Annotated in this window: 25 protein-coding genes and 2 pseudogenes; 13 read left to right on the plus strand and 14 right to left on the minus strand. The window is 60.0% G+C overall.

Going from position 1 to position 25,983, the window contains the following annotated elements; translation table 11 throughout:
- Positions 1 to 738 (plus strand): hypothetical protein, encoded by a 738-nt coding sequence (locus tag AC6I0Y_RS08875; RefSeq protein ID WP_160709752.1) that lies wholly within the window; start codon positions 1 to 3, stop codon positions 736 to 738.
- A gap of 88 nt (positions 739 to 826) precedes the next feature.
- On the opposite strand, the gene AC6I0Y_RS08880 is transcribed toward AC6I0Y_RS08875, so the two are convergent.
- Positions 827 to 1,621 carry a PmeII family type II restriction endonuclease gene (locus AC6I0Y_RS08880; RefSeq protein ID WP_497731062.1) on the minus strand — a complete coding sequence of 265 codons (795 nt, stop codon included), beginning with the start codon at positions 1,619 to 1,621 and terminating at the stop codon, positions 827 to 829.
- 88 nt (positions 1,622 to 1,709) lie between these two features.
- Complete coding sequence (locus AC6I0Y_RS08885) at positions 1,710 to 1,919, minus strand: hypothetical protein (RefSeq protein ID WP_497731064.1); 210 nt, start codon at positions 1,917 to 1,919, stop codon at positions 1,710 to 1,712.
- Between the two features lie 143 nt (positions 1,920 to 2,062).
- On the opposite strand from AC6I0Y_RS08885, the gene AC6I0Y_RS08890 reads away from it, so the two are divergent.
- Entirely contained in the window at positions 2,063 to 2,740 is a 678-nt protein-coding gene (locus tag AC6I0Y_RS08890; RefSeq protein WP_497731067.1) for a nitroreductase family protein, read from the plus strand.
- 47 nt (positions 2,741 to 2,787) lie between these two features.
- On the opposite strand, the gene AC6I0Y_RS08895 is transcribed toward AC6I0Y_RS08890, so the two are convergent.
- Together AC6I0Y_RS08895 and AC6I0Y_RS08900 are read right to left on the minus strand one after the other, a co-directional pair.
- The gene (locus AC6I0Y_RS08895; RefSeq protein ID WP_497731069.1) at positions 2,788 to 3,831 is read right to left on the minus strand and encodes a VanZ family protein; all 1,044 of its coding nucleotides are present in this window, start codon (positions 3,829 to 3,831) and stop codon (positions 2,788 to 2,790) included.
- Positions 3,832 to 3,976: 145 nt separating this feature from the next.
- On the minus strand, positions 3,977 to 4,198 hold the full coding sequence (locus AC6I0Y_RS08900; protein WP_497733687.1) for a hypothetical protein: 222 nt from the start codon (positions 4,196 to 4,198) through the stop codon (positions 3,977 to 3,979).
- Positions 4,199 to 4,394: 196 nt separating this feature from the next.
- Here AC6I0Y_RS08900 and AC6I0Y_RS08905 point away from each other — a divergent pair, with 196 nt between their 5' ends.
- The 9 genes from AC6I0Y_RS08905 to AC6I0Y_RS08945 all read left to right on the plus strand — a co-directional run bounded on the left by AC6I0Y_RS08905 (position 4,395) and on the right by AC6I0Y_RS08945 (position 17,748).
- Positions 4,395 to 4,583, plus strand: coding sequence for a hypothetical protein (locus AC6I0Y_RS08905; protein ID WP_497731072.1), 189 nt, complete (start codon positions 4,395 to 4,397; stop codon positions 4,581 to 4,583).
- Between the two features lie 168 nt (positions 4,584 to 4,751).
- Positions 4,752 to 4,964 (plus strand): YlcI/YnfO family protein, encoded by a 213-nt coding sequence (locus tag AC6I0Y_RS08910; RefSeq protein ID WP_497731074.1) that lies wholly within the window; start codon positions 4,752 to 4,754, stop codon positions 4,962 to 4,964.
- Positions 4,965 to 4,969: 5 nt separating this feature from the next.
- A complete protein-coding gene (locus AC6I0Y_RS08915) occupies positions 4,970 to 8,203 on the plus strand; it encodes a helicase-related protein (RefSeq protein WP_497731076.1) in 3,234 nt (1,077 codons plus the stop codon).
- A complete protein-coding gene (locus AC6I0Y_RS08920) occupies positions 8,197 to 8,817 on the plus strand; it encodes a DUF4391 domain-containing protein (RefSeq protein WP_497731079.1) in 621 nt (206 codons plus the stop codon). The genes AC6I0Y_RS08915 and AC6I0Y_RS08920 overlap by 7 nt, the downstream gene beginning before the upstream one ends.
- A gap of 8 nt (positions 8,818 to 8,825) precedes the next feature.
- A complete protein-coding gene (locus AC6I0Y_RS08925) occupies positions 8,826 to 10,523 on the plus strand; it encodes an ATP-dependent nuclease (RefSeq protein WP_497731082.1) in 1,698 nt (565 codons plus the stop codon).
- A gap of 16 nt (positions 10,524 to 10,539) precedes the next feature.
- A complete protein-coding gene (locus tag AC6I0Y_RS08930; RefSeq protein WP_497731084.1) occupies positions 10,540 to 12,423 on the plus strand; it encodes a site-specific DNA-methyltransferase in 1,884 nt (627 codons plus the stop codon).
- A gap of 9 nt (positions 12,424 to 12,432) precedes the next feature.
- Entirely contained in the window at positions 12,433 to 15,615 is a 3,183-nt protein-coding gene (locus tag AC6I0Y_RS08935) for a type III restriction-modification system endonuclease (RefSeq protein WP_497731087.1), read from the plus strand.
- A 9-nt stretch (positions 15,616 to 15,624) separates the two neighbouring features.
- A complete protein-coding gene (locus AC6I0Y_RS08940; protein WP_497731090.1) occupies positions 15,625 to 16,758 on the plus strand; it encodes a hypothetical protein in 1,134 nt (377 codons plus the stop codon).
- 60 nt (positions 16,759 to 16,818) lie between these two features.
- Positions 16,819 to 17,748 (plus strand): DUF4268 domain-containing protein, encoded by a 930-nt coding sequence (locus tag AC6I0Y_RS08945; RefSeq protein ID WP_497731093.1) that lies wholly within the window; start codon positions 16,819 to 16,821, stop codon positions 17,746 to 17,748.
- Positions 17,749 to 17,751: 3 nt separating this feature from the next.
- On the opposite strand, the gene AC6I0Y_RS08950 is transcribed toward AC6I0Y_RS08945, so the two are convergent.
- Entirely contained in the window at positions 17,752 to 18,177 is a 426-nt protein-coding gene (locus tag AC6I0Y_RS08950; RefSeq protein WP_497733664.1) for a plasmid mobilization protein, read from the minus strand.
- A gap of 12 nt (positions 18,178 to 18,189) precedes the next feature.
- Positions 18,190 to 19,257 (minus strand): annotated as a pseudogene (locus AC6I0Y_RS08955) (site-specific integrase); the annotation flags it as partial.
- Positions 19,258 to 19,594: 337 nt separating this feature from the next.
- Here AC6I0Y_RS08955 and AC6I0Y_RS08960 point away from each other — a divergent pair.
- Positions 19,595 to 20,008, plus strand: a complete 414-nt coding sequence (locus tag AC6I0Y_RS08960; RefSeq protein ID WP_497731095.1) for a helix-turn-helix domain-containing protein — start codon at positions 19,595 to 19,597, stop codon at positions 20,006 to 20,008.
- 1,246 nt (positions 20,009 to 21,254) lie between these two features.
- Here AC6I0Y_RS08960 and AC6I0Y_RS08965 read toward each other — a convergent pair.
- The 5 genes from AC6I0Y_RS08965 to AC6I0Y_RS08985 form a co-directional block, all read right to left on the minus strand.
- Positions 21,255 to 21,695, minus strand: coding sequence for a hypothetical protein (locus AC6I0Y_RS08965; RefSeq protein ID WP_497731097.1), 441 nt, complete (start codon positions 21,693 to 21,695; stop codon positions 21,255 to 21,257).
- Positions 21,682 to 22,071, minus strand: coding sequence for a hypothetical protein (locus tag AC6I0Y_RS08970; RefSeq protein ID WP_278853272.1), 390 nt, complete (start codon positions 22,069 to 22,071; stop codon positions 21,682 to 21,684). Before AC6I0Y_RS08970 ends, AC6I0Y_RS08965 begins: the two co-directional genes overlap by 14 nt.
- 185 nt (positions 22,072 to 22,256) lie before the next feature.
- Positions 22,257 to 22,817, minus strand: coding sequence for a YdeI/OmpD-associated family protein (locus AC6I0Y_RS08975; protein ID WP_278853274.1), 561 nt, complete (start codon positions 22,815 to 22,817; stop codon positions 22,257 to 22,259).
- Positions 22,814 to 23,416, minus strand: coding sequence for a class I SAM-dependent methyltransferase (locus AC6I0Y_RS08980; RefSeq protein ID WP_497731101.1), 603 nt, complete (start codon positions 23,414 to 23,416; stop codon positions 22,814 to 22,816). The genes AC6I0Y_RS08975 and AC6I0Y_RS08980 overlap by 4 nt, the downstream gene beginning before the upstream one ends.
- Positions 23,413 to 23,799 carry a MerR family transcriptional regulator gene (locus AC6I0Y_RS08985; protein ID WP_278853277.1) on the minus strand — a complete coding sequence of 129 codons (387 nt, stop codon included), beginning with the start codon at positions 23,797 to 23,799 and terminating at the stop codon, positions 23,413 to 23,415. Before AC6I0Y_RS08985 ends, AC6I0Y_RS08980 begins: the two co-directional genes overlap by 4 nt.
- Before the next feature lie 54 nt (positions 23,800 to 23,853).
- Here AC6I0Y_RS08985 and AC6I0Y_RS08990 point away from each other — a divergent pair.
- Positions 23,854 to 24,224: pseudogene (locus AC6I0Y_RS08990) on the plus strand (carboxymuconolactone decarboxylase family protein).
- Positions 24,225 to 24,239: 15 nt separating this feature from the next.
- Here AC6I0Y_RS08990 and AC6I0Y_RS08995 read toward each other — a convergent pair.
- From AC6I0Y_RS08995 to AC6I0Y_RS09005, 3 genes are all read right to left on the minus strand, one after another.
- Positions 24,240 to 24,608 (minus strand): Sip1-related alpha-galactosidase, encoded by a 369-nt coding sequence (locus AC6I0Y_RS08995; protein ID WP_497731104.1) that lies wholly within the window; start codon positions 24,606 to 24,608, stop codon positions 24,240 to 24,242.
- Between the two features lie 72 nt (positions 24,609 to 24,680).
- Positions 24,681 to 25,340: a hypothetical protein gene (locus AC6I0Y_RS09000; RefSeq protein WP_497731107.1), complete on the minus strand. Its 660-nt coding sequence runs from the start codon at positions 25,338 to 25,340 to the stop codon at positions 24,681 to 24,683.
- Between the two features lie 365 nt (positions 25,341 to 25,705).
- Positions 25,706 to 25,981 (minus strand): hypothetical protein, encoded by a 276-nt coding sequence (locus AC6I0Y_RS09005; RefSeq protein WP_497731109.1) that lies wholly within the window; start codon positions 25,979 to 25,981, stop codon positions 25,706 to 25,708.
- Between the last annotated feature and the right edge of the window lie 2 nt (positions 25,982 to 25,983).

Raw genomic sequence — 25,983 nt, forward strand, 5'->3', positions numbered from 1 at the left:
ATGCGAGGCCTCATCGTCGAATGCGAGGACGACAAGGAGTTCGTCATCGTCGACACGCGCAGCGACCAGCACGGACGGCTACGCCTGTACCACGGCGAGCCCGCCGGCACCCTCGCTGTTGGGATGACGGTGGACTTCGAGCTCAAGGTGAGCGGCGCAGGGAACACGTATGCCAAGCTCACAAGCGTCATCGAGCGGAACCAGACGCCCTTTAGCACCGAGGATAGGGCGCGGTGGTACGAGTGGGGCGAGGACGCGGAGGCGGACTTCGTCGAGAAGATCGTCCCCCAACTCGGCCTGGACATCCGCAAGAACCCGGAGAAGGAGCGCTGCAGCTGGGCCATCGACCTCTTCGACTACACCAACAACCGCCCGGCCGACCTCAAGGTCCAGAACACGCCCTTTTTCACCGTCGTCAAGTACCGCTACTGCGGGAAACGGTGCGACCCGGCTTACTCCGTCACCCTCAACCGGAAGGACTTCGAGAACTACCAGGCCAACCACCCGGACTGCTTCATCTATTTCTGGGTGCACTGGACACAGCGGGAGTACCGCGGCATCACCGTCCCCGAGCTTTACGGCGTCTGGCAGGCGGAGCTCTCGAAACTCGGCGAGCGCATCCAGCGCGGCGAGGCCCCGCTTCACGCGTACCAAAACCGGCAGACCGACGACCACAACGCGCGGGACAGCTACGTGTTCTCCCTGCTGGACGAGGACGTGTTCGAGCGGCTCCTCTAGTCGGCTGGCGCCTCGCGGGCTCGTGCGGAGCGACCTGGAAGCGCGGCCCGAGGCGCGCTTGAAAGCCGAGATGCGCCCGCGGAGATTCCTACCCCAGCGCCCTCTTCAGCTTGAGCACGTCGTTCATCGTGTTACCCAGCCCATGCTCGGCAAGCGCCGCGTGCATCTCGGCCTGCAAGCGTGCCAGGCAGGCGGCGCGCGCCTCGGCCACGCCGTCGTTGGCGATGAGGCTCACATCGCTGACGAGCCCCTCCACCGAGTCGAACCCGGTGAGCCACTGCCAGAACGCGTCGCCGGCCAGGTAGCGGTACGCGAAGCCGTCGATATCGCGGTTCGGCAGATCACGTGGGTCAGCGCGGTAGGTGCGCACCTCGTCGATGGACTTCTTGTGGCGCATCACGCAGAAGGCGGGACGCACCGGCTGTCCGCTCGCACGACGGAAGCGCTCCTGGGCCGCGCACTTGTCCTTCAGCTCGCGCAGCTCCTGAGGAAACGACGACGAGTTCACCGTGTTGGCCTGCGACTTCAGCTCGCACACCCACAGCGCGCCCTCGCGCACGGTCATCATGTCGCCCGTGTCCAGGGTGTCCGACGAGATGGCGGCGATGACCGCCTGCCACGTGTTGCCGATGACCGTCTCCTCGCTGGAGCTCTCGCAAGCGCGGAAGGCCTCAGCCACGAATTCCTCGGCCGACACCACGCCGCGCGCCGCGAACATGATGACATCCTTGGCCAGCAGCTTGCGCAGGTTGATCTTGGACGCATCACCGTACCACGCGATGCGCTTGCGCGCGAACTCGCCCAGGAGGTCATAGGCTACCTCCCGCTGTCGCTCAATGCCCGCGTCTTCGACTGCGCCGGCCATCTCGTCCCGCTCGTCCACCTGCACCCCGCCTTCCCTTCGGCCGCTGATCGTCCCCAGCATACCGGAAGCGGGCCCTGGCGCCCAGGGCGGCGGCACAGCGACAAACCTAGCGCATCAATCTCAAGCTGGTGCTGATGGAGGCCAGGTGGAATGCGCGCATCATATCTGTGTGCCAATTGTTCGAGGACTGGGCGTTCACGTTGATGGTCTGGTGCAGATGTACCTCCCCGCCCCCGAAATCCCGGCTGAACGAGCCTCGGCTCGCACCGTTTTCTTCCTCATAGTCCTCGTAGAGCCAGGAATTCCAGCCGCCCATGGGGGCCTCCTCTCAAACGGATCCTGCGAACGACCTCACCCTATCAAGAAATTTCCCCTTGCCTGTCCCACGTAAAGTACAGGCAAGGGGAAATTCGCCCTCGCACGCGTATAATGAACCCCATTCACGCGAGAGGAGACCTCATGATCGACGACCAGGCGCTCAGAGACGCCATTGAGGCACGCCATTCCGTCCGCAGCTTCATCGACCGGCCTCTGGCGCACGAGGCGGTCGAGGCCCTGCGCGCCGAGGTCGACGCCGCCAACCGGGAAAGCGGACTGCGCCTCCAGCTCATGACGGACGAGCCCGATGCGTTCAACTTCTTCATCGCGCGCTACGGAAGCTTCAAGAACGTGCGCAACTACCTGGCCTGCGTCGGCGAGAAGGAGCCCGGCCTCAACGAGCGGGTCGGCTACTGGGGGCAGCGCATCGTCCTGGTCGCCCAGGCCCTCGGGCTCAACAGCTGCTGGGTCGGGCTCTCGTTCAGCCGCCGCAAGAGTCCCGCCGTCGTCGGGCCGGGCGAGAAGATGGCCTGCGCCATCACCCTCGGCTACGGCGAGACCCCGGGCGTCCCCCACAAGGTGAAGACCGCAGCCGAGGTGTCGCGCGCCGAGCAGCCGGCGCCCCGCTGGTTCCAGGAGGGGGTGCGCGGCGCCATCCTGGCCCCCACGGCCATCAACCAGCAGAAGTTCCTGCTTACGCTGGAGGGTGACCGTGTGCGCGCCGAGGCCACCGGCGGCCCCTACAGCGACATGGACCTGGGCATCGTGAAGCGCAACTTCGAGATAGCCTCAGGAAGGGATCACGCCGTCTGGCTCTAGGGCGATTGCGGGCGCCCGGCCGCGGGTCGCGCGCGGCGCGGCGGGCGCTACTCCAAGGAGGCGAGAACGGGTTCATCGCCTTCGACGGAGCCTTCCTCCCGCAGCGCCCCCTTCTCCCCTGCCGGGGCCAGATCATAGGGCATCTGACGGGCCACCAGGTAGAACAGCGCCAGCGGCAGGAGGGCGAAGCGCGGGAAGACCATCAGCGCGAAGAGCATCACCGCCCGCAGCGCGTAGAACGCCACGCGGCGCAGGCCGGTTCGCTCGCGCGTCTCGCAGGACATGCGGTAGAACATGCCCGACGGCGTGCAGCCGCCGCTTCGCCACGGGACGACCACCTCCACGATCACGAAAGCGACGACGAAGCACACGAGGGACGCCACCGCGTTGAACCGATCGAGGAACGCGGCGTCGACGACGCCCTCCCCCAGCGCCACCCGCAGGCCCACCACGACCACCATGCGGGGAACCACCGAGCACACGTCGATGATCATGGCGTCCGTCCACAGCGTCACGCATCGACGCGCGAACCCGGGGCGGTGGGTGACGGGCGGCAGGCCCTCCGGCCCGCGCCGGGTCAGCGTGACCGCCAGGTGGCCCAGCGCCCAGCCGATGAGGCCGCCGAGCGTGTTGCACATGAGGTCATTGACGTCGAAGGTGCGAAACGCGAAGGGGTACACCCCGAAGAGCCCCGTGAGCTGCGCCGCCTCGATGAGGCACGTCGCGGCGAGGGAGATTCCCGCCGTCGGAAGCAGCCCGAGTCTCAGAAGCGTCTTGGCGATGAACCCGAGCGGCACGAAGAGCACCACGTTAAACAGCAGCTGGAGCACCGCCGACAAACCGCCGCGGGCGATGTCGTGGATGAAGTTGAGGGGATCTAAGATAGGCGGGATGCCGTAGGTGATGCCCGGCCCCGAGTCGCCCGACGGCAGCGGATACAGCGTGAAGCACACGAGGCCCGCCGCATAGAGGATGCTCGCGTAGATGGCAAAGACCGCCGTCAGCCGCAACCACCCGTCGCGACGATACAGAACCACCAGGAACGGAACGGTGAGCAGCAGCGAAAGCAACGGCCAGAGCAGCACGGCCATGTTGAAGTTCCCGCTGAAGGTGGAGAGATATGCATTGACGACAGAACCCATAGTGGGAAGGTTAGCATAAGGGACGAGGGCGTGGGAGCGGCCTTGAGCTGGTGGCGAGGTTGGGGCACACCCGCGTTACCCGCGCCCCGTCGCACTAGCCGACGAAGAACCGCCGCAGATACCCCCTCAACACTGGGTTCGCCACATAAACGTGCGTCCCCATAACTCCACGTGTGAGCGACGGCGACATGTCGTGGGGTTTCAGGTGCTTGCGAACCGCGGGCTCCGACACTCCTGCACTCCTTGCGATGGATGCGATGGATTCGCCTTCCATGCGCAGTCTTCGTATATTCTGAACAACAGACATGCTGATCATTCCTTCCGACCTCCTTTGGACGATTACCTAAGCAAATCCAAAGTAGATCAATCGTGGTGGTCGGCATGTCTTCCTCTTTTGATGAAACCCGAAATATTTTCTTAAGGACGATCGAAAAGCACCGATGGTGAAACCAGCAATCAGAAGCTTACGTTGAACATGCGACGCCGGGAGGCTTGCGAGGGGCCTTGACCAGTTGCTCGAGTCCCTGGCGCACGCCGACCAGCTGGACCCGCTCGACGTCGAGGGGATCCTGGCCCTGAGGTCGATAAGCGAGAGGCGCGCCGAGCGCATCGGCGACGCCGCGCGCATCCTGGAGGCCCAGAACGAGGTCCTCTATGCGGAGGAGCGGGCAAACGCCAAGCCTCGCGAAAACGAGCGATGAGGGCCCAAACGAAAACAGCCATCCAAGCTCAATCAGGGCGTTCTTCGCCGTCCGCGCTCATATAAAGCCTGGGCATCGGCTGTCCTCGCATTCCCAGTGCCGCCGTGTGCTGCCGCGTTATAATGCTGCAAACGCATTTGTATTGCATTTCGAGCGATGGAAGCGCAGATGTCTGACAGCTACAAGGAGCTCATCAAGGGCAATCCCGACGAGACCGAGATCAGGAGCTTCCTGGTGAACGGCGACCAGGTCTCCGTAACCCTGCGCATCCCCGACACCCTGCGAGACGCGGCGAAGGAGGAGGCGGCGCTCCGCGGCATGAGCTTCTCCGCCTTCGTGCGCACGTGCATGATCGAAGAGCTCGCGAAGAAGGGGGCATAAAGCCTATGCAGCCAGACTTCTTCGACAACAGGGCGCGCATCGTCAAAGACGACCTCGTCGCCAACATAGCCGCCGGCGACCGCGTGGCGATAGCCGCGTCGGTCTTCTCCATGTACGCCTACCAGGAACTCGCCGAGCAGCTTGAGGGCATCGACGAGTTGCGCTTCATCTTCACGTCGCAGGCGTTCACCAAGCAGCGCCCAGCGCGCGAGAAGCGCGAGTTCTACATCCCGCGCCTTTCCCGCGAGCAGGGCCTTTGCGGCACCGACTTCGAGATCAAGCTGCGCAACGAGCTCACGCAGAAGGCCGTCGCGACCGAGTGCGCCGACTGGATCCGCCGCAAGGCGCGCTTCCGCTCCTTCGAGGGCGAGGGGCGCATGAGCGGCTTTCTGGATGTCGATAAGGCGGACGACAACGTAGCCTACATGCCCTTCGACGGCTTCACCACGCGCAAGCTCGGCTGCGACAATTCCACGGACGTCCCCGACGTGACCATGCGCTTGGACGCCTCCCAGTCGCGCGCCCTGCTCAAGCAGTTCGACGACGCCTGGGACTCGGGCGAGCTCCACGACGTCACCGATGCCGTCATCGACGGCATCACGGCCATGTACCAGGAGAACGCGCCCGAGCTCATCTACTACATGGCGCTCTGCCGCATATTCAGCGAGTTCTTAGACGACGTCTCCGAGGACGTGCTCCCCAAGGAGGGACTGGGCTTCCGCGACAGCCTCATCTGGAGCAAGCTCTACGATTTCCAGAAGGACGCGGCGCTCGCCATCATCAACAAGCTCGAGACCTACAACGGCTGCATCTTGGCCGACTCGGTCGGCCTGGGCAAGACGTTCACCGCGCTCGCCGTGATCAAGTACTACGAGAGCCGCAACAAGGACGTGCTCGTGCTGTGCCCCAAGAAGCTGCGCGACAACTGGATCACCTACAACTCGAACGTCGTGAACAACCCCATCGCGGGCGACCGCTTGCAGTACGACGTGCTCTACCACACCGACCTCTCGCGCACGCGCGGCACGTCGGAGACGGGCCTGCCTCTCGACCGCCTGAACTGGGGCGCATACGGGCTCGTCGTCATCGACGAGAGCCACAACTTCCGAAACGGCGGCGACTCGGCGTCGGAAGACAGGATGAACCGCTACCAGCTGCTCATGGAGAAGGTCATCAAGCAGGGCGTGAAGACCAAGGTGCTGATGCTGTCCGCCACGCCTGTGAACAACCGCTTCCGCGACCTGCACAACCAGCTCGCTCTGGCGTACTGGGGCGACCCCACCGGTTGGTCTGAGAAGCTGCGCCTTGAGAACGACATCGAGACGGTGTTCCGCAACGCGCAGACCGTCTACGCCCGCTGGTCGAAGCTGCCCGGCGAGCAGCGGACGACACGCGCCCTCACCGACATGCTCGACTACGACTTCTTCGAGGTGCTCGACCAGGTGACCGTGGCACGCAGCCGCAAGCACATCCAGCGCTACTACGACATGAGCGCCATCGGGCCCTTCCCGAAGCGCCTGCCGCCGATATCGAAGCGCCCCAAGCTCTCGACGCTGCCGAACGCGATCAACTACCGCGAGATATACGAGGAGCTTGACTCCCTCGTGCTCGCCGTGTACATGCCGAGCTCGTACGTGCACCCCAGCAAGATGGAGAAGTACGCGAAGATGGGCGGCGGCGGAAACCTCACACTCGGGGGGCGCGAGACGGGCGTGCGCCGCCTCATGACGACGAACCTGCTCAAGCGTCTGGAGAGCTCGGTGTGCTCGTTCCGCCTGACGCTCGAGCGCGTGCTGGCGGCGATGAACGCCACCCTCGACACCATAGACGACTACCGCAGGGGCCTCGCCTCGGGCGCCAGCGTGGCCGACGGCGATCTGCCGGGCGGGTTCGATTTCGACCCCGACGACGAGAGCGGCTTCGAGGTGGGCGGCGCCACGAAGATCCTCGTCGAGGACATGGACTGGATGAGCTGGGAGCGCGACATTGAGGCGGACGTCGCCGTCATCGAGGTCCTGATCTCGATGGTGCGCGACATCGACCCCGCTCACGACGCCAAGCTCATCGAGCTGTGCGAGCAGATCCGTGAGAAGTCGCAAAGCCCCATCAACCCGGGCAACCGCAAGGTGCTCGTGTTCACCGCGTTCTCCGACACGGCGGACTACCTCTACGAGAACGTGTCCTCCTTCGCGAAGCGCGAGCTCGGCCTCGAGTGCGCCAAGGTCACGGGCGACGGCTGCGCCTGCACGATAAAGGCCGTGCCTCCGCACATGCAGGAGGTGCTCGCCTGCTTCTCGCCCGCGTCGAAGGAGCGCGACGTGGTGGCGCCTCAGCTTTCCGGCTGCGACGTGGACATCGTTATAGCCACCGATTGCATCTCGGAGGGCCAGAACCTCCAGGACTGCGACTACCTGGTGAACTACGACATCCACTGGAACCCCGTGCGCATCGTGCAGCGCTTTGGCCGCGTAGACCGCATCGGCTCGAAGAACGTCCGCATCCAGCTGGTGAACTACTGGCCCGACGTGGAGCTCGACGAGTACATCAAGCTCAAGGCGCGCGTCGAGGAGCGCATGCGCATAACCGTTATGACGTCCACCGGCGACGACGACTACATCAACGCCGACGAGACGGGGGATCTGGAGTACCGTCGCCAGCAGCTCGAGCAGATGCGCGACGAGGTCGTGGATTTGGAGGACGTTTCGGGCGGCGTGTCCATCACCGACCTTGGCCTCAACGAGTTCCGCATGGACTTGGTGGGCTACTACCGCGACAACCCCGACATCGACCGCCTTCCGAGCGGCATCAACGCCGTGGTGGAGGGCGACGAGCCCGGCGTCATTTTCGTGCTGCGCAACGTCAACAGCAGGATCGACCGCGACGGGGCGAACCATCTGCACCCGTTCTATGTGGTTCGCATGGGATCCGACGGATCCGTTGCTCGCGGACACCTGGAGCCCAAGGCGGTGCTCGACGACATGCGCCTTTTGTGCCGCGGTAAGTCCGAGCCCGACATGGCACTCTGCCGTGCCTACAATCGCGAGACCAAGAATGGCCGCAACATGCGCCGCGAGGCTGGGCTCTTGCGTGACGCGGTGGCGTCGATTGTGGACTCCAAGCAGGAGTCCGACGTCGACAGCTTCTTCACCGACGGCACGACGGGCTTTCTGGAGAACGACATCGAGGGACTCGACGACTTCGAGCTGGTGTGCTTTTTGGTGGTGAGGCCCAGATGCTAGGGCTTCCGAGCACGACCGAGGTGGGAAGGCGTATCCCCAAGGAGGCTTTCTACGGTCACCTTAAGGTTGGCCCCGCCCTGCGCCAGTCGTTCGTGGATGACGTGGGGCGCTTCACCGTTGCGAACTCAGTTAAGACCGCCACAACGGGCATCGCATCAGGAGAGCGTGTCGATGAGGTGCTGGTGCTCGAGGTTGCTCTGAAGGCTCACCGCGTGCCCGAGGACGTGCTCGCCTGCGTGGCCAATGCGAACCCGCACAAGCTCCTGTTTGTGTGCACCTATGGCACCGAGGCGTGCATGGCGGTCATGCTCAAGTCCCTTGTGGTCGGCGCATGGCAAGACGCCTCTGCCCTCAGGCTTGACGTGAACGCGACGGACATGGACGAGGTCTGGGACTCTCTGGCCTCGCAGATTGCCTACGGCGATTCCGGCAACGAATCCGAGACCGTCGAGGAGCGATTCGAGGCCGACGCAAGGCTCGAGGCTCTTCACGCGGAGCTTGCCAAGGTGGAAGCCCGTGGCCGCAAGGAAAGGCAATTTGCTCGGAAGAACGCGCTTTTCGAACAGGCGAAGGAACTCAAGAGGCAGATTGTCGACATCGAGAATGGCAGGTGAGCTGCAGAGTGAAGATCAGCAAACTGACGGTAAACAACTACCGAAGCGTCAAACATCTTGAGCTCGAGTTGTCTCCGCGAATCAACGTGTTCATCGGCGCCAACAACGTTGGCAAGAGCAACATCCTGGCCTCGATGGAGTTCCTACTCGGTCCGTCCTTTCCGACCGCCAATCGCCTTGAGCGTTGGGATTTCTATAAGGGCGACGAAGAGCTGCCTCTGGGTATAGAGCTACGTTTTGGCGACGGCAATTGTCTGTCATTCGATTCGACATGGCACGACTATCGTGGGAATGAAAAGCATGGGCTGAACTATAACGGCGGATATATTACCGACGAGACGCGCAGCCGCTATGTCTCAGCCTCAATTGGCCCAGATAGGCGCATTCTCGACAACCCAGCGTCTAGCCAGTGGAGCTTATTGGGGAGGATGCTCAAGGAATTCAATGAGCGCCTCAATGAGGAAACCATTCCTACTCCCGACGGGGAGGAAGTCAGCAAGGCGGCCGCTTTCAAGCGGCGAATGGAAGAGATTCGCGATCAAATCCTCTTCTCTATCGAAGATGAGGACGGAACCAATCTCATGGGCGAACTCAGCAGGATCATGCAAGAGGAGACGGCCCATCAGCTCAATTGCTCGCCGAACGATTTGACTGTCGACCTGAATGCCTACGACCCGTGGAATCTCTACAAGACGCTCCAGATCTTCGTGACAGAACGCGAGACCGGCGTTCAGATGCGTGCGTCGGACATGGGAATGGGCGTTCAGGCGAGCCTCACCATCGCCATACTTCGCGCCTACTCTAGGCTGAAGCTTAAGAACCATACGCCCCTGTTCATCGACGAGCCCGAGCTTTACCTTCACCCCCAGGCAAGGCGCAAGTTTTATCGGGTTATCGAAGAGCTCGCGGACTCGGGCACGCAGATATTCCTTACCACCCACTCGACCGAGTTCGTCGACCTTGGGCATTTTGACCAGCTATTTCTGGTTCGGAAAAGCGCGGAGCGGGGGACGTACGTCAGAACGGCGAGACCACAACGTTTTATGGATGACCTGCAAATGCGTCTCGGGATACAGACCGACGAAGAACGTCTCATGCTCGAGTATCGTAACGCGTTCGAGAACACGGGCGACTCGCAGAAAGCTGCAGAGGGCCTCTTCGCTTCGAAGGTCGTGCTCGTTGAGGGTGAGAGCGAGTCGCTGATCTTGCCTTACTCGTTCGACAAGATCGAATACGACTACGATGGCAAAGGCATCTCGATAGTGCGTTGCGGCGGCAAGAATGAGCTCGACCGCTTCTATCGCCTCTACAGCGAATTCGGAATCCCCTGCTTTGTGATATTCGATGGGGATTCGCAAAACAAGGGCACCGAAGACGAGAAGCATACGGTTGGTGCCAACAAAGCGATTCTGTCCCTCTTTGGTTGCAACGACGATTACCCCGACGGCGAGCTTCACGATTCGTATTTGGGGTTCAGTACTCTGCTGGAAGACAACCTCGGCATCGGTCCCGTTGGTGCCAAAACGAAGGGGCTTCGCCTGTTCGTCAAATACAAGAACGAGATCGAGGGAGGTAAAGCAAGCGTCCCCGATTGGATTTGCAAGCTTGCCAAGAGGCTGGATTCCATGCCAGGTGAAGCCGATTCCGTCCTCTTGGAGATGCCCGCCCCGGAACCTGAATGGGCCTACGATGACTATCCCTTTTAGAAAGAGGTGCGTTTAGATGGAAAAGATCGAATTGGGAACCGCCGATGGCGCCACGGAGAACATAGAAAAGATCGCCGAGCTATTCCCTCAAGTAATGACGGAGACGAAAAACGCCGAAGGAGAGCTTGAGCGCGTCGTCGACTTTGACGCCCTGCGCGACCTTTTGGGCGACGTTGCCGAAGGGCAACGCGAGCGCTACCAGTTCACTTGGCCAGGCAAGCGCGAGGCTAAGGCCGAGGCGCGCCGCCCCATCTACAAGACGATGATTCCCGAGCTTGGTAAGTCCAAGGATTGGGACACCACCGAGAACCTCTACATCGAGGGCGATAACCTTGACGCGTTGAAGATTCTGAAAGAGACCTACGCCGGCAAGGTGAAACTCATCTACATCGACCCGCCCTACAATACGGGCCATGACTTCGTCTATGACGACGACTTCGCCAAGACTCGTGGCGAGTACGATGCGGAGAACGGCGACTACAACGAGGAAGGTGGTCGTCTGGTTGCCAACACCGAGGGCAACGGCCGGTTTCATTCGGATTGGTGCTCGATGATGTACCCGCGGCTATTGCTGGCTCGCGATTTGCTCACGGCTGACGGCGCGATATTCATCAGCATTGACGATAACGAAGATCGCAACCTTCGGAATCTATGTGATGAGGTGTTTGGAGGCCAGAACTTCACCGCGCAAATCGTTTGGCAAAAGAGGACTTCTCCAGACGCTAGGCTCAATCTTGGAGCGGCTCAAGACTATATTGCCGTCTATGCTAAAAGCTTGGAGCGATTTAAAGAGTCCTTGCATAAATTGCCGCTTTCTGATGAACGGACATCGCAATACAAAAACCCTGATAACGACGCGAGAGGCCCATGGGCTTCTGTCGATATAACTGGTCAAACCGGCCATGCTACGTCCAGCCAATTCTATGAGATTACTACTCCAAGCGGTATTGTGATGACTCCGCCGCAAGGTCGTTGCTGGGCTTTGTCTAAGGCTTCTTTTGACTCTCTTGTAGCTGATAATCGAATTTGGTTTGGTGAAAACGGCTCCTCTAGACCGCGTCAGAAAAAGTTTTTAAGTGAATCAGATGGTGGGAATGTTTGGACATGGTGGTCAAACTCTGAAGTCGGTCATACTCAAGAGGCGTTAAAGGAGCTGAAGACTTTATTTAGGGAAGGTGCTCCGTTCGATACCCCTAAGCCAACTCGCTTAATCAAGAGAGTCCTCGATTTAGCTTCAGACAAAAACAGCCTTATCTTCGATTTCTTCTCTGGTTCTGCAACGACAGCGCAGGCGGTCATGGAGAAGAACGCAGAGGACGGTGGAAGTCGTCGCTTTGTGCTCGTTCAGATTCCCGAGATGACCACAGGCCAGTTCTCCACGCTGACCGAGATCGGAGAGGAGCGCATACGTCGCGCAGGAGCGAAAATCGCCGCAGGCATCGACAAGGAAAACGAACAGCTCGAGCTGGGTGCCGAGCCCAAGCCTTGTCCCGACTTGGGCTTCCGCGTGCTTCGCATCGACTCCTCGAACTTAAAGGACTTCTACCTCACGCCTGGCGAGACCTCCCAGGAGGACCTCTTCGACTTCGCCGACAACGTGAAGGAGGGCCGCTCCGACCTTGATTTGCTCTTCGAGGTGCTGCCCAAGCTCGGCATCTCGTACTCCGCGAAGATCGAGGAGCGCGTACTTGCCGGCAGAAAGGTGTTCTTTGTTGATGGCGACAAGTTGGCGGCCTGCTTCGATGCGAACGTCGGCTCCGACACCATTGAGGAGATGGCGAAGGCCAAGCCCTGGTACGCCGTCATCCGCGACTCATCCATGGCCGACGACGCCACGCACGCCAACTACGAGGAGCTATTCCGCACCTACAGTCCCGACACCGTTCCCCAGGTGATTTAAGGCGTCGACATGAAGTTCAAGTTCAAAGTTCAACAGTATCAAACCGACGCCGCAGACGCGGTGACCTCGGTCTTCGAGGGGCAGCCCAACCAGGGTGCTTCCGTCTACCTGCGCGATCTGGGCCGCAAGCCCAAGCGCGCGCAGGGCGAGATCGACTTCGGCGGCGATGACCCCGAGGGCTATGCCAATGCGCCCGTCGCGCTTTCGGGCGCCGACATACTGGCAAACGTGCGCGCGGTGCAGCGACGCAACCAGATCCCCGAGTCGGAGGAGCTTTTCTGCGGCATGGGAGCCTGTCAGCTGGACGTTGAGATGGAGACGGGCACCGGCAAGACCTACGTCTACACCAAGACGATGCTCGAGCTCAACCGCCTGTACGGCTGGTGCAAGTTTATCGTGGTGGTGCCATCGGTCGCCATCCGCGAGGGAGTGGCCAAGAGTCTGGAGAACACCCAGGAGCACTTCTTCTCCCAATACCACAAGAAGATCAGGTTCTTCATATACGACTCGGACAACCTGACCGAGCTGGATGCGTACTCCCAATCGAGCGACGTAAACTGCATGGTCATCAACATGCAGGCGTTCAACGCGTCGATGAAGGAGGGCGCCAAGAACAAGGCGGCGCGCATCATCTTCGACGAGCGCGACGAGTTCAGCAGTCGCAGGCCCATCGACGTCATCGCCGCGAATCGCCCCATCGTCATCTGCGACGAGCCACAGAAGATGGGAAAGAAGGGAGGCGCGACCCAGAAGGGCATCGCCCGCTTCAACCCTCTGTTCGTGCTGAACTATTCGGCAACTCACAAGGAGAAGCACGACCTGGTGTATGCCCTGGACGCCCTGGACGCCTACAACCAGAAACTCGTCAAGCGCATCGAGGTGAAGGGCTTCGCCCTCAAGAACATGCGCGGAACCGACGGCTACCTGTACCTGCGTGACATCGTGGTGTCCAAGAACCGCGCACCAGAGGCCGTTATCGAGTTCAAGTGCATGGGGTCTGGCGGCAAGGTGCGCAAGAAGACCGCGCGTTTCGGCGAGGGCGACAGCATCTACGACGCCAGCGGCTCGACGAAGCTCGAAGCGTACCGCGGCTACACCATCGCGAGCGGCAACGACGGCGTGGTCCCGCCCCAGGACGGACGCGCGGGCTACGTGCGCTTCCTGGACGGCTCCATCGGGGACGACGGGCGCATCTACATCGGCGAGGTCTACGGCGACTCCGCCGCCGACGACATGCAGCGCATGCAGATACGCGAGACGATCCTGAGCCACCTGCAGAAGGAGGAGGCGCTTTTCCGCCGCGGCATCAAGTGCCTGAGCCTTTTCTTCATCGACCAGGTGGCAAAATACCGTGACCTCTCCGGCAACGGCGAAACAGTGGGCTACGGCAAGATCTTCGAGGAGGAGTACGAGGCCATCGTCTCCGACAGATTGAAGCGCCCGACGCAGGACGACATCCTCGACCCCTCCTACGCGCAGTACCTCGGGCGATTCGAGGCGCGCTCGGTGCACTCCGGCTACTTCTCTGTAGACAAGAAGGGCAACGCCGTCGAGTCGAAGGCCGAGAAGAAGGCGGAGCGCGAGGACGGCATCGGCATCAACGACGACGACGCGAAGCGCGCATACGACCTGATCCTGCGCGATAAGGAGCGCCTGCTTTCGTTCGATGAGCCCGTGCGCTTTATCTTCAGCCACTCGGCACTGCGCGAGGGCTGGGACAACCCGAACATCTTCCAGATATGCACGCTCAAGGAATCGGGCTCTGAGACAAGCAAGCGCCAGGAGGTCGGCCGTGGCATGCGCCTGGCTGTCGACCAGGACGGCAACCGCCAGGACGCCGCTCTGCTGGGACCCGACGAGGTGCACCGCGTGAACTTGCTCACCGTGATCGCGTCGGAGAGCTACGAGACGTTCGTGAGAGATTTGCAGACCGATATAAGCAAGAGCCTGCGCGAGCGCCCGAAGAAGGTGGAGATGAACCTGTTCAGCGGGCGCGACGTCGTGCTCGATGGCGAGGCGGTCTCCTTCACCGAGGAGGAGTCGAAGCGCATCTACAAGGCTCTTTATAAGTGCGACTTCATCGACGACGACGATAAGCCGACCGCCGAGTTCCGCAAGGCTGTCGAGGACGGCGCCTTCGTGGGGTACTTCGTCGTGAAGCTGCCCGAGGGCATCGCCGACACCGCACACGCCAGGGCGGTCGAGGCGCTGGTGAGAAGCGTCTACGACGCGCACGCGCTCGACGGCATGATCGGGCGAGCCCAGGAGAAGATCACCGAGAACACGCTGACTGACAACTTCGCCAAACGCGAGTTCAAGGAGTTGTGGGCGCGCATCAACCGCAAGCATGCCTACACGGTGAGCTTCTCGGATGACGAGCTGAGGCGCAAGTCGATAGAGCGCATCAACAGCGATTTGCGCGTGAGCAGGCTGCAGTACACCTTGACGGTCGGCGGGCAGAAGTCGCAGGCCACGCGCGACGAGGTGCAGGGCGGCAGCTCGTTCGACCGCACGCAGACCGAGACCCGCGATGTGGACGCGGGCGCGGCGTCCGTGGGTGTGACCTACGACCTCGTGGGCGAGGTGGCGCAGGCCGCCGCCATCACGCGCAGGAGCGCCGCGACGATCCTCGCCGGCATCGACGCCAACGTGTTCGGGCTCTACCGCGTGAACCCCGAGGAGTTCATCAAGAAGGCCGCTGCGCTCATCGTGTCGGAGAAGGCGACGATGGTTGTTGAGCGCATCAGCTATCACGAGATCGACGACGCCTACGACGAGGCGATCTTCACCGAGCGCATGCCCGACAACGCGAGCAAGGCGTACGAGGCCAAGAAGAACATCCAGCGCTTCGTGTTCCCCGACTCCGATGGCGAGCGCAGGTTCGCCGAGGACATGGACGCCGCCGCCGAGGTAGCGGTCTACGCCAAGCTGCCTCGAACGTTCCAGATTCCCACACCGGTAGGCAACTACGCCCCCGACTGGGCTATCGCCTTCAAGGAGGGCAGCGTACGCCACGTGTTCTTCGTCGCCGAGACAAAGGGCACCATGGACACGATGGAGCTCTCTGGTGTGGAGAACGCCAAGATCGCCTGCGCCAAGAAGCTCTTCAACGAGATGAGCACCAGCGACGTGCGCTACCACAACGTGGCGACGTACGAGGACCTGCTCGAGGTGATGGGCAGGATGAGCTAGGTAACGCTTATGAGCCATAAGGAAAACCAGGAAAACGCAGAACTATCGATTTATGAGCAATCGCTGAAAGCCGCGAGAGCAAAAGGCGGAGAAGCGAGAAGGAACATCGCCCGACTGTCGGGCGACGCCCGCCCATTCGATAGACCCGATATTCTCATCACGGCCGAAGGCGGAAGAAGAATAGTCGGTTTAGAGCACTTCCGTGTTGACCACCATATCGGGAGAGGCAAGAAGGTTGAATCTAAGTCCGCGAGGTTCTCTTCGGATGCGGAGCGGTTTCGAAAGCAACACGAGGATGCAGCTCGTAGGGACGCCTTGACAGAAAGGGCTTACCAAGGGTTCGGCGATTTGATCAGCCGGGCGATACGGGAGCAATCGAACGCCTGCGTTGATGACATCAGGACTTCGCTCGACGCGGGACTGTTCGGCAAAGACGGTCGCGGGCATGCGTTGAAGCTCGATGCGTATCGCGATCGGGTGGCGGAGATCAACTCTTCTGCTGATGTTCAACTCGGGTTCGTAATCGAATTCCATACCGATTTGCGCGGCTGGTTTCTCAATAATGGCTTTCATGAAAGAAAGATTGCTCCCGGGGAGTTTCCGGTTAGCCTCGAAGTCTACGACCTTCTCAAGAGAGCATCCGCGCATGTCGATTGGATCGTGCTTGCGTTTTGCCCGCTTTACGGCGATGAGGTAAGAGACGCTGCGATTATCAGATGCTGCAACGGCATGTTCGAAACGAGCGCTGCTCGACAAGGCATTATCCAGACACCATATTTAGGCCTTGGAAAAGAAACGCCTTTCGAAAGGCAGAATAGACAAGGAGAGGTTGAGTTCGGCGTCGGAAGCGACGGTGTTGACTATCTGGTCGAAAACACGTCCGAGCAGATGGACGCCATCGTGTTGTTCAACAACGCGATAAGCGAAGCCGCCGAAGCACTCAATCTGGCGCGGAGGGGAAAACCCTTTGCTGCGACGACATCCGTTCAGCTTGCCTACGACATAGCAAAAGACTCCTTGAAGCATAAAACCGGGGATGTTGAGCCGCAGGATGTCCTTAAGGCGATTGGCAGAATGGATCCGTCAGAGAAGAACGCGCGGATGGAGAACTGGCGGAAGCAGTGGCTCGTCGATAACGTATAGCTCAGTTTTCGATTGATGCGGACGAGGCGCTTTGTGAGCCAACGATTTGATAGGAATGCAATGAAATACAATCTCGACAAGCTGAAGAAAGTCGATCTGCGCGACGTATGGCCACACGAGGCGCTTGACTTCACCAAGTGGCTCTCCGAGGAGCCCAACCTTGCCATACTGAGCTCGGCAGTCGGCATTGAGCTCGAGCTTATAGAGACCGAGTCGGCAGTGGGCTCGTTCAACGTCGACATCTATGCGCAGGAAGTCGGCACCGGACGCAAGGTGATCATCGAGAACCAACTCGAGGACACCAACCACGACCACCTAGGCAAGGTAATCACTTACGCCGCCGGCAAGGGCGCTGAGGTCGTCATATGGGTGGTGGCACGCGCACGCGACGAGCACCGTCAGGCCATTGAGTGGCTCAACCAGCACACCGATAGCGATTTCGGGTTCTTCCTAGTGGAGATAGAGCTGTGGTCCATCGGAGACTCCCTGCCCGCTCCGCGTTTCAACGTGGTCGAGCAGCCTAACGAGTGGACGAAGGCCATCAAGCTCAGCGAGGGCCTCTCCGAGACCGAGCGCGTCAAGCTATCGTACTGGACCAAATATCGCGAGGCGGCCCAGGCGTCGCCTGAGTTTTTGAAGGCGTTCAACCCGCAGAAGCCCTCGAAAGACCATTGGGCCACGTTGCGCTGCGGCACGTCTGCCTACCACATCGCGCTGCTTATAGACACGCAACACGGCAGAATCGGCATCGAGTTCTACGTACCCGACGACAAGGAAATCGGTCGCAAGGCCATCGACAATACCGATTTGTTCGAAGAACGTCTCGGCCTTGCGGCCACGCCCTTCGACGCCAAGAAGGCATCGGGGCTTCGCTTCTACAAAGATGGCTGCAAGATTAAGAACAACGAGACCGCCTGGCCGAGATTCATATCCGAGCAGCTCGAATGGGCCCTCGCCATGAAGAAGCTGATTGCCGAGCTGGAGCTTTAGACGTTAGCTGCGCCCCATTCCGAAGATGCTTGCGGTGTTGGATTCTGTATTCATTGCGGTCGCCGCCGGCTCTTCCAAAGACGCGGCCTGCTGCAGCGATTCAGATACCGAATCATCAGCCCCCTCGCTGAGCGCCAGGAAGAACCTCATCACGAGCTCGATTCTCTGCTGCAGAGACTCGTTCAGCTCGCCGTGGGAGGCCGCCAGTCGTACTTCCTTGGCCAACTCCGCCGTCGAGCCCTTCAGCGCCTTCTGCACGCTCACAGAGGGTCTCACCTCAACCTGAGTGTCTGTGAGTTTGGCGATGATGTAGTCCTGCCTGGTCATGCCGCTCCAGGCGGCCATCTCGCATATGAGCTTGTGCTCCTCGGGCGTGCAGCGAAACGCCATCGTCTTGCTGCGCTTGCGGGCGCTGTTCTCGCACGGCATCCTTCTTACCCCCCCCCTTGCTCCGTCGAGCGCGGCGGCCATCTCGTCCTGCTTCGTGGGGAACAGGTGCGCGTAGCGGTAGGTGATGTCCACCGCCTCGTGGCCCATGCGCTCGGCGATGGCCAGCGCAGAGAAGCCCATCTCGATCAGCAGGCTCACATGGCTGTGGCGCATGTCGTGTATGCGGATGCGCTTCACGCCCGATGCCTTGCACCCTCGCTCCATCTCGTGGGCCAGGAAGTGCTTGGTAACGGCGAACAGGCGCTCGTCGAGGGCGACGTCGTCGCGCATCTCGATGAAGTCCGCCATCTCGTCGCGCAGGAAGGCGGGCATGACGATCGTGCGCACCGACTTTGGCGTCTTGGGGTCGGTCACGGTGTCCACGCCGTGGAGGCTCTGGTACGACTTGTTGATGCGCAGCCGCGAGCCCTCCAGCATGAAGTCGGACGGTGTGAGCGCCAGGAGCTCGCTGCAGCGGATGCCCGTCCAGTAGAGCAGCTCGAAGGCGTGGAACGAGAGAGGCTTGTCCATGACGGCCTCACTGAACCTCAGGTACTCGTCCTTGGTCCAGAACTGCATCTCGCCGCCCTTCTTCGAGCCAATCTTGTCGATCCTGCGCACTGGGTTGTCCGCGAGGCCGTAGCAGCGCTCGGCGTGGTTGAAGATGGCGTTGAGCTGGTTGTTCACCGTGCGCAGGTACGTCGGCGCCCAGGGCTTCCCGTCGGCGTCCCGGTGCTCGGTGAGCTCGTTCTGCCACCTGATGACGTCGATCGGCCTCACGTCGCACATGCGCATGTCCCCGAAGAACGGCACGAGCTTGTCGTTGATGATGTACTCCTTGGTGATCCACGCGTGCTCGCGTACGCGCGGCCTCACCTCGGAGGCGTACACCTCGACGAACTCGGAGAACGTCGTGTCCATGGCCCCGCCGTTAAGGCTCTTGAACTGGCCCTCCCACATGGCGGCCTCCACCTCAGAGGAGAAGCCGCGCTTCGTCTTGTGGCGCTTCGAGCCTCGGGCGTCTCGGTAGCAGCACTGCACGTAGAACGTGCCGTTACTGTCCTCCTTGTACACGGGCATGTCAGTCCACCTCCGGGAAGTACAGGGCGTCGAAGACGTCGCTCCGGACGCGACCGCGGATAACCGCGCGCCTCCTGCTCGGCGTTTATCCTCCTGATCACCTCGTAGGCGCTGCCTTTCTTGATCCTCAGCAGCTCCGCGACCTCGTCGGCGTCCAGCATATGCGGCCTCGGCGTCTTCGCTACCTTCTCGTCCATGGATCCTCCTATCAATAGCGTACGAATACGTACGGTTTACAGATTGAGAGTAAACGTACATATCTGTACTGTCAATAGAATTGCGTACATTTACGTACGCTGATAAGATGTGCTGGTACGTAATTCCAGGAGGAGGGCGCATGTCCGTAGGCAAGAACATAAGGCGGTACCGCAAGTCGCGCGGCATGACGCAGGCTCAGCTCGCCGAGACCGTCGGCTTGACCGAGGGGGCCGTGCGCCACTACGAGAGCGGCATCCGCGCCGTCAAGCCCGAACTGCTCGAATCCATCTCCTTCGCGCTCGGCGTGTCCGTCAACGCCCTCAAGGATTACGGCGTCGAGACCGCGGACGACCTCATGTCGCTGCTCGTGCGGCTCGAGGACTCCTTCGGCATCGTTCCCGCAGCCGACGGCACGGGCCTTTCCCTGAACCCCAAGGCGCCGCACGCGCCCAAAACCGCGATGGCTATCGAGCTGTGGGCAGAGAAGCGCGCGCAGGTCGAGAACGGCGAGATCGACGTCGACGAGTACGAGGACTGGAAAGCCTCGCTGTAGCGGCTCTCCGCATTTCGCAATCAACGCAACCGAATCAGGACGCCAAGCTAGGCGGTGAGCGCCGCTCGCACCTGAGTATGCTGAGTTTTTACTCCCCATTGCATGCAAAGGCATTTTCGGCGCACCTGGGGAGTAAACGACGCGGTGGCTTACACGGCGGCACACGGCAGTACACCGCGGCATTTCCCCTGATTACTCCCGTTTCCATTGAGATGGCGAGATTCTTTACTCCCCGTTAACCATCTGGGAAAACGCCATACGTAGACCGCCGAAAAGCCCGTTGAGTTCGATTTGAGTTTCACGGACCCCGAAACGGCCACGTTTCGCCCTCGGGGACAAAAACAGCGCGTCCACTCACTTGGGATAAATCCTTACTCCCATTCCTCCGAATACCGCCCAATGCCTTGCTGTCTTGAAACACGGGGAGTAAATAGCGAAATCGCAGGTGAAAGGGAGTAAAAAGGCGAAGAAAAAGCCCCCGTCCCAACACGGGAACGGAGGCTCGATAATCGGATTTACTCACCAATGTCGCTGGTGGCTTTGCCGTAACTCTCGTACGAAACGAAACTCAGAGGCACAGTGCGGCACTCAAAAGTGCAGGTCAAAGCCCTATCGGCTTACTCCCACTCGATTGTGTCAAGTGGGTTTTCTTGTTTTATGGGCACTGTTGTTTCCGTCTCGTGCTTCATCGTCCAATCCTTGCTCACTGATTTCAGTATCGTTTTGAACTCACTTCAAAGAAGGCGAAAAGGGCTTAGAGCCTGGAATAAATCTAAGAAGCAAATCCTAGTTCTCTGAACTGGGATTTTATTGTATCTGGGCATGTTTTGAGTTCAGGATTTCAGGCTCGTCATCTCGAACCTCCGAAAATTTACGCGACGGGAATAGTTCAGGAATAAAAACAGACCTTGTGAGTAAATTCCTGACCAGCAGAAACGCGAAACCCTGAGTTCAAAGTGAGTTCAGATTGAGTTCACTCATTTTTGAGCGAAGTCCATACTTGATGGCCTGAAAGCTGGGATACTACACGTTTTATTTGACGGCTAGTCTTGGCTTAATAGATCCTTCGCCCTTAGTCCAGCAACCCATTCGCAGCCACCTCCTGAGCCTCGTAGGCTAAAAGCGCCTGAGAATTATTCGACACCCTATATACAAGCAAAGAGAAACACGCAAGTGTGCTTGAGGAAACCACCACTGCGCCAAACTGGCGCAGTGGCCCTGACCTGGAGATAAAACTCAGTTTTGCTCAATCGACAACGCTGGCAGCATCTCTCCTGAGCAATAGGTTCGAGTACAGCTGGGCGATACCTAGAACCAGATAGGCGACCGAGATGACGTTGGGTATGAAGGCCAGCTCAAATGTCGTCCAAAGCACCAGGACGCAACCGGCAACAAGGCCCCAAAAACAGAAGCTTTTCTCTTTCTTTCTTAGCCGTTCAACGACGGCGCATATATTCGGAACTCCGTTCACGATCACAAGCGCAACACCCGCCCAGAGGAAACCTTCCTTCATAAAGGTTGGGATGGGCAACGGATTCAAGATCGAAACGGGCATGAGGACGTTCCAAGAAAGCGGCAATTCCGCGACGGCGCTCAATGCCATCAGGAGACCGCAAACTGTGGCGCAAATGCCATTGAACCACGCAATAAAAAGCGCGAATCCTTGACATGTCTTATGCAAGCGCATAGATCATGTCCCACGTGATGATCTTGCGGATTGCCCCGCATGCGCGGCGATAGTCACCGGCAGCTACAGCAGCCTCGTATGCGCGTCGCACCGTGAGCTCGTCAATCCCCACTGCCTCTGCGATCCAGAGAATGGAGGCTGCGTTCATGAGGCTGTTGTAGCAGCGGCGCGCGCTTTGGTTCGGCGCCTGCCGCGAATACGATCCGAAGCCCTTCGTCTCGTTGGACTTGAACCACTCGACCATGTGCTCGCGCTCGGTTCGGCTGGTCTTGTCCTTTGAGTCGTGAACCTCAGCGATATATCTGTCTGAGTACGGATAGTGGTCGGACTTGGCTTTCAGGATGTCCGAGAACTTCTTGCATCTGATGTCTGGCACTTGCTTCTTCGCCAACCTCTCCCAGCGCATCCTCGCTCGCGCGCTGTTGTAGGAACATTTTCCCACAAGGGTGAAAAAGCACTTGCGGGAAGCGCGGACGTCTGCCGAGTACGGCAGAATCAGGGAGACGAAAAGTTGCGTGGACAAATTGTCCACGCAGGCCTGAACTGGCGTTCCTTGCCGTTTTACATCGGTTTGAGGTTCTGGTTGAGCCTGTCCACCATCCAAGCGAGTCGCTTCTCTCGACCGGCATCGGTCTTGGCATCCAGGTATGCCTTTGTGTAGGTCTTTCTCACCGAAGGCGACATGCCGAGGAAGTTCGCGTGCGCCGTCTCGTAGGGCTCAAGAATCTGCGCGACCCGCCCGATGTCCTCTTCGGTGATACTGGGAGGCTTCGGGGCTTCCCATTGACCATTCGATTTCGCCTCCTCGATCTTCACACGACCATGCTCGGTCATAAGCCCACGTTTCTCAAGATCTGCGACGATCTTCTTGTTCTTCTCGGACCATTTGCTGTTGGGCCTACGCTGAGAGAAGTACTTGCGATAGGATACGTCGTCTATCTTCTGCATCTGCCCATCGATCCAGCCGTAGCAGAGCGCCTCCTCAAGCGCCTCGGACGCCTTGAGGGTCTCAGGCCCTCCCGCTTTGCCGAAGATGAGCCAGACGCCTTCGTCGGATACGGCGTTCTCGCTCAGCCAGTGTCTAAACTCGTCTCTATCAGTGAATCGCAGCTCTTCGCTCATGACTGCCTCCTGCATACGACACAATACGCTTTCCCGCCCATAATGGTTTGGACCTCAACCGCAAAGTCCGCATTCTGCGCTGCCGAGAGGATCTCACTCTCTGCGCGCATCCTATAACCGAACTGGGTATGCGAATAGGATTCGAGGGACTGGTTCGTGTAATGGGTGCCGATAAAGAGGCCGCCGGGCTTGAGCACGCGGGCGATTTCAACGAAGCCCGAAGCCAGGTCCTCCCAGAAGTACAACGTGTTAATGGTCAGAGCCTTGTCGACCGTTGCGTTTTCAATCGGCATATCATCCACGGGGCAGCAGAGAAGCTCGACGTTCTTACCTTTCAGTCTGTGCTTGGCGGACTTCAGGACATCGCCAGAGATATCCGTACCGATCAGGCGGCAATCGCACCTGCGAGCGACCCTCCCCATCATGACACCGTTGCCGCAACCTATGTCGAGGACGGTGTCGCCAGCCTGAGGACGAAGAAGCCTCTCGGTCACTTCGTACATCTGCGCGTTCTGACGATTCATGACGGCCATCACGATACGTCCGCCTGTTCCCCGTGGATTGGCGAACTGCTTTGCTATGTACTTGTTAAGGCTCATTTGCAACTGCTCTTGATCTCATGCTCGTAGAACTCTATCTTCTTATCAAGATGGTCGAGGTTCTCCTGCCATTTGGAAATCGTGGCGATGACGCTCTCCCGATGGCTGACCAGCATGGCCATCCGCTCTTCGAGCGTTGAATCACCCTTTGCACGCAAGTCCGCATATCGCTTGATCTGCGCAAGCGGCATCCCGGTTTCCTTCAGACGCTCGATGAAGGCGATCCAGGCAAGGTCAGCCTCGTCGTATTCTCTATGGCCAGATGCGTTCCTCTCTGGCGAGATAAGCCCTTTGCGCTCGTAGAAGTGCAGGGTGCTCACGGGAAGTCCAGTTCGCTTCGAGAAATCCCCGATCTTCAAAAGATCCTCCTTGACCTCAACCATGGTTCAGATTCTAGCATCTAGCTCACATATTCGGATCAAGAGGAAGGAAAGCACATGAACGAGCGCTACGAGAGGGGCTTGGAGCTCCTACAGCGGGTCGATGGAGAGGGCGGAGCACAGGTGGTAGATTCACTGAAAGATATCGCACCCGATGTCGGCAGGTACATCATCGAGTTCGCTTTCGGAGACATCTATGCGCGCGAGGGCCTCTCCCTACGCGACCGTGAGCTCGCTACCATCGCGAGCCTTTGTACGCAGGGAGCCTGCGAGCCTCAGCTGAAGGTGCACTACGCGGTGCGCGAAACGCAGGGTTGACGGTAGAACAGGTCATCGAGACCTTCGTACAGCTCATCCCGTATGTAGGATTCCCGAGAGTCCTGAACGCGATCAGCGCAGCAAGAGGCATAATCCATAAGATAGACTGAGACGTGCCATAGAGGTCAGAAGACCTCTATGGCGACGGAGGGCTCGACGTGGATCGAGAGGTCCTCATTGTCGCCGTTCGTGCGGAACTCGACGTCGTCCCAGCCCTCGCCTATGCGGCAGAACTCGTAGGGGATCCCCTGCTCGTCGAGCTCGCCGAGCGCCTCTTCCACGTTGGTAACGTCGCAGAAGAGACCGACGCACCAATCGATGCCGTCCCAGCCGAACACGACGCATCCTCCCTCCTCCTTGAAGAAGCCCGGTCGGCGATTGCTACCCATGAGCGGAAGACTGTTAAGACCCGAGCTGATGAAGTCGATGCGGTCGCACATGAGGTCGTAACCGTCGCGGGTGGTGGCTATCCTGACTTCGCTTCTGTATCCCATGATGCGTTCCTTTCCTTGCGATGTTCGAAGTTCTGGAGGCCGCCGACTCGTGAGAGCCGACGGCCGTGGATGCTAGCTTCTAGGGGCTATACGGCAGGTGTCCTCGCGCACGTAGTTGTTGATGTTCCAGGACCAATCGCCGTCGTGGCCGTAGCGCTTGACGCAGGGCACGCCGGTCATGTCCTGTCCGTTGCGCCTTCCGTCGCCGAAGCCTGCGACCTCGAAGAGCTTGTAGCCGTTCTCGTACTCGCGCATCCAGACCTTGTCGCCGACGCGCACCCCAGAGACCGGGATTTCCTCGGCGTCGAGGAAGGCACCGAGCCTCAAGGCCTCGGGCATCGCGGCGTCGAAGGCGTGGAGCATCTCGTCGAAGTCGTGGTAGGACTCCTCGCGGGACGGGTCGATCTGCTTCCAACCGACCGGGTTCCAGTCCTCGTCGTAGTCGAGCTCGATGCGGTCGACGATCTTCCATCCGTCGATGACGTAGACGCCGTTGTCGCCCTGGTCGCCGAGTCGGTCGAAGCGGTCGATGCCGAGACTGAGGGAGCCTCCGAAGAAGTTGCCCACTACTTGGGCCATTCGCGCCCATCCGTAGGAGTCGGTGCTCGGGGGACGGTACCCCTGAAGCTCGCAGTACTTTAGGAGCGGCTCGACCGTATCGCGTCCTCCGTTCCAGTGAAGGTAGAGCGCCAGGACCTTTTCCGGCGTGGTGATGACGGCTCGGTTTCCCATCTTGATGTCCTCCCTTTCGGTGCGGCGGCCGCCCTGTGCGACCGCCTCGTGGCCAGGAGACGGCATGCGGTTCCGGCAAGCCGCAAGGAGGAAAGCGGCATCTTCGCAAAGGCCTTAAGGCCGCAACCTGCACCAGCTCGGGTGCGAGCAGCCTGAGCTTGTGCGGGTTTTGCGCAGGATGTCCGCGCCTTGCGGCGTGCGCCGGGTTCCATGCGAGAGTGACTGGACTGGAGGCGGGGCAGGGCGGTGCATGCGCCAGGAGGTCATAGGGAAACGCGCCATCGATGCCGGAGAAGGCATGGGGAACCACGTGGACAAATTGTCCACGTAGGCCTGAACTGGCGTTATTTCGAGTAAAGCGAGCTTCAGGCGGGAACGTCGTCCGCCACGATCTCCTCAACGAACCAGCGCGGATCCTCGTAGTACAGCTGCTTCTTCGAGCCCCCGATGCTGACCGTGTAGCATAGCCCGTCGCCCCCGACCCGCTTGGACGAACGGCGGCAAACGGAGTAGACCTGGTCGATCGGGTAGGTCCTGCCGTCGTACCACTGGATGGAAAGCGGCCGGATGCGCCCGTCCTCGTCGACCCGCATCGTCACGCTGACGCAGCGCTTCACCCTTCCGTTGATGCCCTGGACCATGG

The sequence above is a fragment of the Adlercreutzia sp. St.1H8 genome (assembly GCF_059728655.1).